This is a genomic window from Methylobacterium sp. A54F (genome assembly GCF_053346035.1).
This window is the reverse complement of sequence record NZ_JBKFBF010000013.1, coordinates 141,187-152,787: the sequence shown is the minus strand read 5'-3', so window position 1 is coordinate 152,787 and position 11,601 is coordinate 141,187. Positions and strand designations below refer to the sequence as shown.

The window sequence follows — 11,601 nt, the reverse complement described above, 5'->3', positions numbered from 1 at the left end:
CGACTCCGGGCCCGGGGGCGCCCGCCGGCGGCGCGACCCGGGAGCGGGCCGGCGCCTCGGCGGGGGCGGCACCCGGGCCTGCGTCGCGGGCGTCGTCCGCCGCGTCGTCGGTCTCGTCGTCGTGCAGGACCGGGGGGGCCTTGCGGGCCGCGGCACGGCCCTCGGGCGGGCCGTCCGCGGGGCGGCGGGCGGGCGGCCCGTCGAAGACCGGCTCCCGGCGGCGGTCGTGGTCGGGCGGCGCATGGCCGGCCCAGGGCGCGTCCTCGCCCTCCGCGAAGGCGCGCCGCGCCGCGAGGGCGGGGTTCTGGGCGGGGCTCGCGCCCGCGTAGGCGAGGCCCTCGCCGAGGCCGCGATCCGCCGCGCGCCAGCCCGCGAGCCGCCGGTCGAGGGCGGCGCGGCCGCGCAGGGCGAGCTGCGCCAGCGCGCCGAGGGAGACGATGCCGAGGCTCGGCTCGTCCGCGTCCTCGCGGCCGTCGTAGCGGGCGGCCGGCCGGCCCCGGTAGGGCGCCTCGTCGGCCTCCTCCGCCTCGTCGTGCTCCGGGCCCGTCCGGCAGGCGCCGGTGAGGCTCAGGATGGCGATGCCGGCGTAGACGAAGCCGACGAGGGCCGCCGCCGGCCCCGAGATCGCGCCCACGATGGTGCGGGCGGCCGACATCAGCGCGTCGCCCGTGACGCCGCCGAGGCCGGTCGGCAGCGGCCAGCGGGCGGTCGGCGGCAGGGCGCTCGCCACCGCGCTCGCGGCGCAGAAGCCGATGATCCAGAGCGCCAGCCGCAGGCCGCCCCGCGGCAGGTCGCGCTCGCGCATCAGGCGCACGCCCCAGAGCGCCGGCGGCAGCGCGAAGGCGAGCGCGCCGAGGCCGAGGAGCTGCATGGCGAGGTCCGACACCACCGCGCCGGGCGCGCCGAGCACGTTGTGGGCCGCGTGGTCGGTGGCGTGGTTGAGGCTCGGATCGTCGATCGACCATGTGGCCAGCGCCACCGTCAGGGCGACGGCGCCGGTGAACAGCACGAGGCCCCCGAGCTCCGTCATCCGCCGCGCCAGGAACGGGCGCAGCGTGTCGACGAAGGTGTCGTAGGGCGATGCGGAACGGCGAAGCGAGCGCATTGCGGGTCCGGACGCGGAACGGGACGGTCCGGGGAGGCTACGGCCATTCCGTTAACGGCCATTTAAGGTTGAGAATGGGTGACCGCCCGGGGGGCGCAGGGGGCGCCTCGGGGTGGCCCGCGCCCCCGCGATGTGGCAAACCCGCGGCCATGAAGATCGACGGCCGCGCCTACCGCACCATCCTGCCCGATCCCGACGGCGTCAGCATCCAGGTCATCGACCAGACCCGGCTGCCCTTCGCCTTCGAGCTGCGCCGCCTCGCCACCCTCGCGGAGGCCGCCGACGCCATCCGCAGCATGGTGGTGCGGGGCGCGCCCCTGATCGGCGTCACCGCCGCCTACGGCCTCGCCCTCGCCCTGCGGGCGGACGCCTCGGATGCGGGGCTCGACCGCGCGGCGGCGACGCTCGCGGCGACGCGGCCCACCGCGATCAACCTGCGCTGGGCCCTCGACCGGGTGGCCGCGACCCTGCGGGCGGTGCCGGAGCGGGAGCGGTTCGCCCGCGCCTTCGCCGAGGCCGGCCGCATCGCCGAGGAGGACGTGGAGAGCTGCCACGCCATCGGCCGCCACGGCGGGGCCGTCCTCGCCGACCTCGCCCGCCGCAAGGGCCGGCGCCTCAACGTCCTGACCCACTGCAACGCGGGCTGGCTCGCCACCGTCGACTGGGGCACGGCGCTCGCCCCGATCTACGTGGCCCACGAGGCCGGCATCGACCTGCACGTCTACGTCGACGAGACGCGGCCCCGCAATCAGGGCGCGGCGCTCACGGCCTTCGAGCTGAACGGCCACGGCGTGCCCCACACGGTGATCGCCGACAACGCGGGCGGCCACCTGATGCAGCACGGCGGCATCGACGTCTGCGTCGTCGGCTCCGACCGCACGACGGCGAGCGGCGACGTCTGCAACAAGATCGGCACCTACCTGAAGGCGCTGGCCGCCCACGACAACGGCGTGCCCTTCTACGCGGCCCTGCCCTTCTCCACGATCGACTGGACGCTCGCGGACGGCGTCGCCGAGATCCCGATCGAGGAGCGCGACGGGCGCGAGGTCACGCACCTCACCGGGCGCCTGGCGGACGGGGGCTTCGCCACGGTCGAGGTGGTCTCCCCCGGCAGCCCGGTGGCGAACCCGGCCTTCGACGTGACGCCCGCGCGCCTCGTCACCGGCATCATCACCGAGCGCGGCGTGGCGGCGGCGACGCCCGAGGGCCTGCTGACGCTCTACCCGGAGCGCCGCCGGGCGGCGTGAGCGGCCGGCGGATCACGGGCTCGGGCGGCGTCACCTCGGCGCACCGATCCACCTCGCCGTCATTCCGGGGCCGCGCAGCGGAGCCCGAAATCCAGAGCCGCCGAGGCGGCAAGTCTTGGCGCCGGCGGCGGCTCTGGATCCCGGGCTCGCTCTTCGAGCGCCCCGGGATGACGGCGCGGGTTAGCCGGACGCGCTCGGAGCTGGATGCCCGCCCCTACGAGGGTCCCCCTGCCGGAACACTGCGCCGTGGAAGGAGAAGACCTCCGTCCCGTGCGGGTAGCGAGCATTGTTCCGCGCGAAGGCGAGACCGGAGGACCGTCTGACGCCCTAACCCGGAGCGTCGCCGGGCGGCAGGGCGGCCTGGGGTTCACACCGGCGGCTCGACCGGTGGCGCCAGTCCGAGAAACACCGACATGGCACCATTCAGGCGAACCATGTCGGCCTCATCCAGCCGGCCGAGACGCGTGCCGAGCTTCGTGCGCGGCACGGTGGTGACCTTGTCGGCCATCAGCCGGCAGACCGTCCGCAATCCGTTCCGTTGATTGGGCTGGATGACGGCCGGTCCCGGCTTGCCCGCGTAGGTCCCGGCGGCCGCGACCGTCCAGACCTCTCCGCGGTTCATTCTCCGGAGAAATCCGACACAGCGTCGATGAAGCCCTGATCGTCGGCCGCCGATGCGCTCCGGGCGACGGCCAGCGACTGGGCCCTCGCCTCCGCGGCGAACCCGGCGGCCCCGGTATCCGGCACCCAGATCGTCAACGGGCGCAGGCCGAGCGCCCGGAGATCCGGTCGGTCGCCGTCCGCCTGCCGCGCCTCGCCACCCGTCGGGGCATCCATCGATCCGCTCCCAGGAAGGCCCGCACTCTACCCCGCTTGCGGACGCCTGTCGTGAGCCATTCGACAGCCTTGCGGGTGCCCGCCCCCTTTGCCCGCCCCCTGCCGGAACACCGCAATGGAGGAGAACTCCGTCCCTCCCGTCATTCCGGGCTCGCTCTTCGAGCGCCCCGGGATGACGGCGCGGGTCAGCCGGACGCGCTGGGAGCGGGGTGCCCGCCCCTACGACGGTCCCCACTGCCAGAACACCGCGCTGCGGAAGGAGAAGACCTCCGCGCCGTGCTGGTTGCGGGCGCTGTTCTGAGCGAACGCGAGCCCCCAGCCCGGGCGCGAGATCGAGGCGCGCTTCTCCACGAGGCGGGTCTCGTAGCGGAGCGTGTCGCCCGCGTAGACCGGGGCCAGCCAGCGCATGGCCCGGAAGCCCGGCGAGGGCCCGAGCATCGGCGCGCGCCCGGTGGCCGCCGTCGTGTGGGCGATGTCCCGCGCGCGGGTGATCAGCAGCCGCTTCATGTAGATCGCCGCCGTGTGCCAGCCCGAGGCGCAGAGGCCTCCGAAATGCGTGCGCCGCGCCGCCTCGGGGTCGAGGTGGAACACCTGCGGGTCGTAGGCACGGGCGAAGGCGACGATGTCCTCGGCCGTGAAGGCGTAGGCGCCGAGGTCGCGGGCGATGCCGATCTCGGCCTCGCCCAGGAAGGGCATCAGCACGGCATCGTCGGATTCGGCGACCGGTCCGGGCTCGACGGCCGCGACGGTGCGAGGCGGCAGCGGCTCGGCGCCGCGGCGGGGCAGGATCACCGTGAAGCCCTGCGTCATCACCGCATCCCCGGCGCCGTCCTCGACCCGCAGGCCCATGCGCACGAAGCCGCGGTCGGGCTTCGAATCGGAGGTGCGCGTCTCCCCGATCGTGACGACGGCGCGCAACTCCGTGTCCGGCAGCACGGGCTTGAGCCAGCGCAGCTCGTCGATGCCGGGCGCGCCCATCGAGGAGCCGCCCCGGAAGGCGCTCGCCTGCAGGAGGCGCATGCCGAGCGCCGCCGTGTGCCAGCCCGAGGCGATGAGGCGGCCCACGAAGGTCGCCTTGGCGGCCTCCGGGTCGAGGTGGAAGGGCTGCGCATCGTAGGCCGCCGCGAAGGCGACGATCTCCGCCTCGCTCACCCGCACGGGCTCGCTGGTGACGACATCTCCGGTCGCGAAGTCCTCGAAGCAGGGGCCCTGCATGGGGGCCTCAGTTGGCGAAGCGGAAGTGGAGGACGTCGCCGTCCTGCACGAGGTAGTCCTTGCCCTCGAGCCGCAGCTTGCCGGCGTCGCGGGCACCCGCCTCCCCCTTCAGCGTCGTGTAGTCCGCGTAGGCGATGGTCTCGGCCCGGATGAAGCCCTTCTCGAAGTCGGTGTGGATGACGCCGGCCGCCGCGGGGGCGCGGGTGCCCTTCGTGATGGTCCAGGCGCGGGCCTCCTTCGGGCCCACCGTGAAGTAGGTGATCAGCCCGAGGAGCTCGTAGCCGGCGCGGATCACCCGGTTCAGCCCCGGCTCGGCGAGGCCGACCGCCTCGAGGAACTCGGCCTGGTCGGCCGCCGGCATCACGGCGATCTCGCTCTCGATCTTGGCCGAGACCACCACCGCCTTGGCGCCCTCGGCCTTCGCCCGGGCCAGCACCGCGTCAGAGTGCGCGTTGCCCTTGTCGGCGTCGCCCTCGTCGACGTTGCAGACGTAGAGGACGGGCTTGGCCGTCATCAGGCCGAGCTGCTGGAAGAGGCGCTCCTCCTCGGGCTTGCGCTCCACGAGGCGGGCGGGCCGGCCCTCCCGCAGGAACGGCAGGGCGCGGTTGACGAGGTCCAGGAACTCTTTGGCCTCCTTGTCCGCGCCCTTGGCGCGCTTCTCCAGGGCGACGAGGCGCTTCTCCAGGCTGTCGAGGTCGGCGAGCATCAGCTCGGTCTCGATGGTCTCGATGTCGGCGGCGGGGTCCACCTTGCCCTCGACGTGGGTGACGTCCCCGTCCGTGAAGCAGCGCACCACGTGCGCGATGGCGTCGACCTCGCGGATGTTGGCCAGGAACTGGTTGCCGAGTCCCTCCCCCTTCGAGGCGCCGCGCACGAGGCCGGCGATGTCCACGAAGGTCAGCCGCGTCGGGATGATCTCCTTCGAGGCGGCGATGGCCGCCAGGGCGTCGAGGCGGGAATCCGGCACGCCCACCTCGCCGACGTTCGGCTCGATGGTGCAGAACGGGTAGTTCGCCGCCTGGGCCGCCGCGGTCTGCGTCAGCGCGTTGAAGAGGGTCGACTTGCCGACGTTCGGCAGGCCGACGATGCCGCATTTGAAGCCCATGGGGTCGGGTCCGTCAGGTGAGCGCCAGGAGGGCGCGGGCGTGGGGCGTGAAGGGGTCGACGACGGTCAGCGTCTCGATGACCTGCCGGTCGGTCAGATCCTCCGAGACGAAGTGGCCGCAGCCGGCCTGCAGGGCCGAGGCGACGGCCACGCAGTCCCACCAGGCGAGGCGATGGCGCGTCTCGATCGCGATCGCCGCCCGGTGCGTCTGCAGGTCGAGCGGGGCCGTGCAGGCGCCGTGGAAGACGGACAGGTAGCGCACGACCTCGCCCGCCGGTGCGATCCGGCGCTTGTGGGCGAGCACACGATAGCACTCATTGAGGATCTGCGGGCTTACGACGAGCCGGCGGTGCGCGAACGCCTGCCGGATCAGCGCCGCGCTCCGCTCCCGCCGCACCGGATCGTTCGGATCCATCGCGTAGACGATCAGGTTCGTGTCGAAGAAGAGCAGGCCTGTCATGGAGATCGTCGCGCCGTGCCAGGAGTTCGGCGACGCCCGGCCAGCCGGGTCCGTCGAGGAAGCCGTCGAGCGCGGCGAGCCGCTCGGCGACGTCGGGCGTCCGCCGCTCGGCAAGCGTCTGGGCGACGAAGCGCGACAGGCTCTGCCCGCGCTTGGCCGCCTCGACGCGGGCCCAGGCGAACAGGTCCTCCTCGATCGTGACGGTCACGTTCCGCATCGGTCGCCTCCGCGTTCGGTATCGTGTCCCCGTGTTTCCGTGTCAATTCCGGCCGCCGAGCGTCTTCACGTCGGCGTGGCCGCGGTCGACCATGGCGAGGTGGACCTTGTTCTGGAAGCTCTCGTTCTCCCCCGCCGCCAGCACGGGGACGTGGTCCGCCACCGCCCGGCAGAGGTCCTCCACCCAGGGCTCCTCGGCCTTGCCGAAGTCGTTGAGCACGTAGGCGTGCACCAGCGCCTTGTCGCCCGGGTGCCCGATGCCGAGGCGGACGCGGCGGTAGTCGTTGCCGCATTGCGCGGTGATCGAGCGCAGGCCGTTGTGGCCGGCATTGCCGCCGCCCCGCTTCACCCGGAGCTTGGCGGGGGCGAGGTCGAGCTCGTCGTGCAGGACGATCACGTCGTCGAGGGGGATCTTGTAGAAGCGCTGCGCCTCGGCGACCGCGCGGCCCGATTCGTTCATGAAGGTCTGGGGCTTGAGCAGGATCGCCCGCTCCGTGCCGAGCACCGCCTCGGCGGCCTCGCCCTGGAAGCGGCGCCGGAACGGGGCCGCCCGGTGCACGCGGGCGATCTCGTCCACGGCCAGGAAGCCGATGTTGTGCCGGTTGCGCGCGTAGCGCTGGCCCGGGTTGCCCAGGCCCACGATGAGCCGCATGGCGCTCAGTCCTCGCACTGCGCGTGAACAAAAAATGCCCCGGCCGCCGGCCGGGGCATCGGCAGTCTCTCCGGGCGCCGGGGCGCCCGCAGCGGATTACGCCTCGTCCTCGGTGCGCTTCTCGCGCTCCTCGGCGGCGGTCTCCGCCTCGGCCTCGGCCTTCTCCTCGGCGGCGTCCGCGGACTGCGCCTCGGCGAGGGCGGCCTCCTCGGCCTCCACCTCGGCGCCGAGCACGGTCGGCGGCACGATGTTGGCCACCGGATCGGTCGCCTCGCCCGTGTAGGTGCCCGCCGGGATGCGGATGTCGGAGACGTGGATCACGTCGCCGATGTCGCGGCCGGTCAGGTCGACCTCGATGGCCTCGGGGATATCGTCGGGCGCCACGTCGAGGGCGAGCGTGTGCTTGACGATGTTGAGGGTGCCGCCCCGCTGCTTGATGCCGGGGGCCTCCTCGTCGTTCAGGAAGTGCACCGGCACCTCGACCGTGACGGTCTGGCCCGAGACGACGCGCAGGAAGTCGACGTGCACCGGCACGCCCGTCACCGGATCGAGCTGGAAGTCGCGCGGGATGACCCGCGTCTTGCGGCCGCCGGCGCTGATCTCGAACACGGTGGTCTTGAAGCCGCCGGCGTAGATCAGGGTCCGGGTGCGGATGAGCTCGATGGCGATGGCCTGCGGGGGCTGGCCGCCGCCGTAGATGACGGCGGGAATCTGGCCCTGGCGACGAACGGCCCGGGCGGCCCCCTTGCCGACCCGGTCGCGTGCCACGGCCTCAAGCGACTTAACAGCGCTCATGGCGTGATCCTCATTCTCGATGCTGGAGCGGAAAACGGACAAAGGCCGCCCGGACGGACGGCCTCGCGAAACCGGTTCCCACGCGCCCGTGCCTCCAAGGGTGTCGGCGGGCGCGGGTCTCCATAACGGCTCGGGCCGCGTCGCGCAATCGCCGATCGGCGCCCCCCGGCACGGCGTTCCGGGCGGGCTGAACAGTTATCGCTCAGGGCGCGCCCCTGAACTCAAGCTTTTCTTAGACCACCGTCAATCGTGCCTCCTTATGAAGGTGTCAGGGCAGACTTAATTTCGCACGCGATTGATGCCGGCGGGGTCCGGCCAGGAAGGCACGTCATGAAGACTGGTATCAGGACACGCCTCTTCGGCGGCTTCGCGGCCCTCGTCGCGCTCTCCGCCGCCCTCGGCGCGGTGAGCTACGTGCAGTCCGACGGCCTCGTGACGCAGTACCGGGAGCTCGTGCGGATCGAGTCGAACACCCGCGACATCGCGACGATCAACCGCTTCGGCGAGCGCGTGGCCGGCAAGGCCGAGCATTTCCGCGCGAGCCAGGCCGGCGAGGACATCGCGGCCATGAACGAGAGCGCCGACCAGATGGCGGCGATCGCGGGCCGCCTCGCCGGCGTCACCAAGTCCGACCTGCGGCGCGGCCTCTACAAGACGATCGTGTCGACCTCCTCGGCCATCAAGGCGGACATCGCCCAACTCGCCGCCCTCGGCGACACCATCCGGGACAGCCGCGCCAAGCTCTTCAGCGGCGGCGACGCCCTCACCAAGGCCACGAACGCCCTCCTGGCCGAGGTGCGGGCCGACGCGGACGACAACCAGAGCATGGCGGCCCTGACCGCCGAGGGGGCGGTCCTCCTCGTGCGGGTGGCGAACTGGCGCTTCCTGGCGACCCTCGACCCGAAGGGCCCGGGGACCTTCGCGACGAACGCGGCCAAGGCCGAGGCCGCGCTGATGCGGCTCTCCGAGCTCGACCTGCGCGGACGCCACGCCCGGGCCATCGCCGCCACGAGCGGCGCGCTCGCGGCCTACAAGGAGAACTTCCAGATCACTTCCGCGGCGATGACCGAGAGCATCAGGCTGTTCCAGGAGGGCTTCGGGCCGAAGCTCCAGGTGATCACGAAGTCCGGCGACGACGCCCAGGTCTCGATCGAGCAGTCGGTCGCCGAGATCGAGGCCGAGACCCGCGAGACCGTGGCCGCCTCCCGCCTGACCCTGCTCGCCCTGGTGAGCCTCGCGATCGGCCTCGGCGTGCTCATGGCCGCCCTCATCGGGCGCAGCATCATCCGGCCGGTGCGCGGCATGACGGCGGCCATGAGCAGCCTCGCGGCCGGCAACCTGCAGGTGGTCGTGCCCTCGCGGGACGCGGTGGACGAGATGGGCGCGATGGCCAAGGCCGTCGAGGTGTTCCGCGAGAACGCGCTCGCCCGCGCCGAGATGGAGGCCCGGGCGGCCGACGATCAGTCGGCCCGGGAGCGCCGGGTCGCCGCCGTCGACACGCTGATCCGCGAGTTCGAGGGCGGCATCACGGGCTCGCTGCAGGTGGTCACCTCCGCGGCGGCCGAGCTCGACGCCACCGCCCACGCCATGACGGGCGTGGCGCAGGACACCAACCAGCGGGCGCTGGCCACCAGCGCGGCGGCCGAGCAGACCTCCACGAACGTCCAGACCGTCGCGGCGGCGACCGAGGAGATGGTCGCCTCGCTCAACGAGATCGAGCGGCACGTCTCGCGCTCCAGCGCCGTGGCCGCCGCGGCCGTGAACGAGGCCGAGGCCACCGGCAACTCGATGGAGGCCCTGTCCCGCGCGGCCGAGCAGATCGGCACCGCCGTGACCATGATCTCGGCGATCGCGAGCCAGACGAACCTGCTGGCGCTGAACGCCACCATCGAGGCGGCCCGGGCCGGCGAGGCGGGGCGCGGCTTCGCGGTGGTCGCCGCCGAGGTCAAGGAGCTCGCCGCCCAGACGACCCGCGCCACCGACGAGATCGCCGGGCAGATCGCGGCGATCCAGTCGGCCTCGGGCAGCGCCAACGCCGCCATCCGGCAGATCGGCCGCACCATCGCCTCCGTCAACGAGATCTCGGGGGTGATCGCCGACACCGTCGTCGAGCAGACGGCCACCACCGGCGAGATCGCCCGCAGCGTGGCCGAGGCGGCGCGCGGCACCGTGGACGTGTCCCAGAACATCGCCCAGGTCTCCGCCTCGGCGAGCGAGACCGGCAGCGCCGCCGCCCAGGTCCTGCAATCCGCGCAGGACCTCTCCGCGCAGTCGCTCTCCGTGAAGGACCAGGTCGACCACTTCCTGGCCGCGATCCGCGCCGCCTGACGGGCTCGCTGCCCGATCACGCACGCCGCCGGTTGCAGCCGGCGGCGGCGTACCTCTTGCGCGGGTGCGACTATTGCTTGGCCGCGGCCTCGGCTATGCCGAGCCACGCTTCCGCTGCCGAGGGCCCTCGATGTTTCCCACGCCGCTGCCTGCGCTGACCCCGAACACCTTCGCCTTCGAGCAGCTTCCCCTCGTGAAGCCGACGGGCTTTCGCGAGTACGACGCGCGCTGGCTGTTCCCGGGCGAGATCAACCTGATGGGCGCCCAGGCCCTCGGCCTCGGCCTCGCGACGCTCGTCCACGAGATGGGCGTGCGGCCGGACATCGTGACCGGCCACGACTTCCGCAGCTACTCGGCCTCGATCAAGCTCGCCCTGATCGCCGGGATGATGGCCGGGGGCCTGCGCGTGCGGGACATCGGCCTCGCCCTCTCGCCCATGGCCTATTTCGGCCAGTTCGCCCTCGACTGTCCCTGCGTGGCGATGGTCACCGCCTCGCACAACGACAACGGCTGGACCGGCGTGAAGATGGGCGCCAACCGGCCGATGACCTTCGGCCCGGAGGAGATGGGACGCCTGCGGGAGATCGTGCTGTCCGGCGCCTTCCGGTATCGGGAGGGCGGCTCCTACGCCTTCGTGGAGGGATTCGCGGATCGCTACCTCGCCGACCTCAAGGAGCGCGCCCGCCCGCTCGCCCGCCCGCTCAAGGTGGTGGCGGCCTGCGGCAACGGCACCGCGGGGGCCTTCGCGCCGCGCCTCCTGGAATCCCTCGGCGTCACGGTGGTGCCCCTCGACGCCGAGGCCGACTACACCTTCCCGCGCTACAACCCGAACCCCGAGGACATGGCGATGCTGCACGCCATCGCCGCCCGGGTCCGGGAGGTCGGCGCCGATGTGGGCCTCGGCTTCGACGGCGACGGGGACCGCTGCGGGGTGGTGGATGAGGCGGGCGAGGAGATCTTCGCCGACAAGATCGGCGTGATGCTGGCGCGCGACCTCGGCGGCCTGCACCCGGGCGCGACCTTCGTGGTCGACGTGAAGTCCACGGGGCTCTACGCCACCGACCCCGAGCTGCAGGCGCGGGGCGTCACGACCGATTACTGGAAGACCGGCCACTCCTACATCAAGCGCCGGGTCAACGAGCTCGGGGCGCTCGCGGGCTTCGAGAAGTCGGGGCACTTCTTCTTCAACACCCCGATCGGCCGCGGCTACGACGACGGCCTCCTGACGGCGATCGCCGTGCTGGAGATGCTCGACCGCAACCCGGGGCGCTCGATGGGCGACCTCTACCGGGCGCTTCCCCGCACCTGGGGCTCGCCCACCATGTCGCCCCATTGCGCCGACGAGGCGAAGTACGGCGTGGTCGAGCGCGTCACCGACCGCTTCCGCGCCATGCAGGCCTCGGGCGAGCCCGTCGCCGGGCAGCGGATCGTCGACCTCGTGACCGTCAACGGCGTGCGCATCACGGTGGAGGACGGAACCTGGGGGCTCGTGCGCGCCTCCTCCAACAAGCCGGAGCTCGTCGTGGTGGTCGAGAGCCCCGTCTCGGAGGCGCGGCTGCGCGACATGTTCGCCGCCGTGGACGCGGTCCTGCGCGAGAGCCCGGAGGTCGGCGCCTACAACCAGACCTTGTGAGGGCTGCG

Annotated in this window: 11 protein-coding genes; 3 read left to right on the top strand and 8 right to left on the bottom strand. The window is 72.9% G+C overall.

Annotation, left to right across the window (positions count from 1 at the left end):
• Positions 1-1,105: DNA translocase FtsK 4TM domain-containing protein (locus tag ACLBXP_RS20475; RefSeq protein ID WP_447669640.1), on the bottom strand; the 1,105-nt coding region annotated here is incomplete at its 3' end.
• A 149-nt stretch (positions 1,106-1,254) separates the two neighbouring features.
• Here ACLBXP_RS20475 and mtnA point away from each other — a divergent pair.
• On the top strand, positions 1,255-2,352 hold the full coding sequence (gene mtnA / locus ACLBXP_RS20470; RefSeq protein WP_447669639.1) for an S-methyl-5-thioribose-1-phosphate isomerase: 1,098 nt from the start codon (positions 1,255-1,257) through the stop codon (positions 2,350-2,352).
• A 367-nt stretch (positions 2,353-2,719) separates the two neighbouring features.
• Here the strand turns inward: mtnA and ACLBXP_RS20465 are convergent, their stop codons facing one another.
• From ACLBXP_RS20465 to ACLBXP_RS20435, 7 genes are all read right to left on the bottom strand, one after another.
• Positions 2,720-2,974, bottom strand: a complete 255-nt coding sequence (locus ACLBXP_RS20465; protein ID WP_447669638.1) for a type II toxin-antitoxin system PemK/MazF family toxin — start codon at positions 2,972-2,974, stop codon at positions 2,720-2,722.
• Entirely contained in the window at positions 2,971-3,189 is a 219-nt protein-coding gene (locus tag ACLBXP_RS20460; RefSeq protein WP_447669637.1) for an antitoxin MazE-like protein, read from the bottom strand. The genes ACLBXP_RS20465 and ACLBXP_RS20460 overlap by 4 nt, the downstream gene beginning before the upstream one ends.
• 219 nt (positions 3,190-3,408) lie before the next feature.
• Positions 3,409-4,404 carry a MaoC family dehydratase gene (locus ACLBXP_RS20455; RefSeq protein ID WP_447669636.1) on the bottom strand — a complete coding sequence of 332 codons (996 nt, stop codon included), beginning with the start codon at positions 4,402-4,404 and terminating at the stop codon, positions 3,409-3,411.
• Between the two features lie 7 nt (positions 4,405-4,411).
• Positions 4,412-5,509 carry a redox-regulated ATPase YchF gene (gene ychF, locus ACLBXP_RS20450; RefSeq protein WP_447669635.1) on the bottom strand — a complete coding sequence of 366 codons (1,098 nt, stop codon included), beginning with the start codon at positions 5,507-5,509 and terminating at the stop codon, positions 4,412-4,414.
• Between the two features lie 13 nt (positions 5,510-5,522).
• Complete coding sequence (locus tag ACLBXP_RS20445; protein ID WP_447669634.1) at positions 5,523-5,969, bottom strand: PIN domain-containing protein; 447 nt, start codon at positions 5,967-5,969, stop codon at positions 5,523-5,525.
• A 259-nt stretch (positions 5,970-6,228) separates the two neighbouring features.
• Positions 6,229-6,837, bottom strand: coding sequence for an aminoacyl-tRNA hydrolase (pth, locus tag ACLBXP_RS20440; RefSeq protein ID WP_447669633.1), 609 nt, complete (start codon positions 6,835-6,837; stop codon positions 6,229-6,231).
• 96 nt (positions 6,838-6,933) lie between these two features.
• Positions 6,934-7,632, bottom strand: coding sequence for a 50S ribosomal protein L25/general stress protein Ctc (locus ACLBXP_RS20435; RefSeq protein WP_447669631.1), 699 nt, complete (start codon positions 7,630-7,632; stop codon positions 6,934-6,936).
• 330 nt (positions 7,633-7,962) lie between these two features.
• Between ACLBXP_RS20435 and ACLBXP_RS20430 the strand changes: the two genes are divergently transcribed.
• A complete protein-coding gene (locus ACLBXP_RS20430; RefSeq protein WP_447669630.1) occupies positions 7,963-9,960 on the top strand; it encodes a methyl-accepting chemotaxis protein in 1,998 nt (665 codons plus the stop codon).
• A gap of 130 nt (positions 9,961-10,090) precedes the next feature.
• Positions 10,091-11,593, top strand: coding sequence for a phosphomannomutase/phosphoglucomutase (locus ACLBXP_RS20425; protein ID WP_447669628.1), 1,503 nt, complete (start codon positions 10,091-10,093; stop codon positions 11,591-11,593).
• Positions 11,594-11,601: the final 8 nt, after the last annotated feature.

Excerpts from the sequence above, each read along its gene's own strand:
- mtnA (WP_447669639.1), top strand. The coding sequence starts at position 1,255 with ATGAAGATCGACGGCCGCGCCTACCGCACCATCCTGCCCGATCCCGAC.
- ACLBXP_RS20465 (WP_447669638.1), bottom strand. The coding sequence starts at position 2,974 with ATGAACCGCGGAGAGGTCTGGACGGTCGCGGCCGCCGGGACCTACGCG.
- ACLBXP_RS20460 (WP_447669637.1), bottom strand. The coding sequence starts at position 3,189 with ATGGATGCCCCGACGGGTGGCGAGGCGCGGCAGGCGGACGGCGACCGA.
- ACLBXP_RS20455 (WP_447669636.1), bottom strand. The coding sequence starts at position 4,404 with ATGCAGGGCCCCTGCTTCGAGGACTTCGCGACCGGAGATGTCGTCACC.
- ychF (WP_447669635.1), bottom strand. The coding sequence starts at position 5,509 with ATGGGCTTCAAATGCGGCATCGTCGGCCTGCCGAACGTCGGCAAGTCG.
- ACLBXP_RS20445 (WP_447669634.1), bottom strand. The coding sequence starts at position 5,969 with ATGACAGGCCTGCTCTTCTTCGACACGAACCTGATCGTCTACGCGATG.
- pth (WP_447669633.1), bottom strand. The coding sequence starts at position 6,837 with ATGCGGCTCATCGTGGGCCTGGGCAACCCGGGCCAGCGCTACGCGCGC.
- ACLBXP_RS20435 (WP_447669631.1), bottom strand. The coding sequence starts at position 7,632 with ATGAGCGCTGTTAAGTCGCTTGAGGCCGTGGCACGCGACCGGGTCGGC.
- ACLBXP_RS20430 (WP_447669630.1), top strand. The coding sequence starts at position 7,963 with ATGAAGACTGGTATCAGGACACGCCTCTTCGGCGGCTTCGCGGCCCTC.
- ACLBXP_RS20425 (WP_447669628.1), top strand. The coding sequence starts at position 10,091 with ATGTTTCCCACGCCGCTGCCTGCGCTGACCCCGAACACCTTCGCCTTC.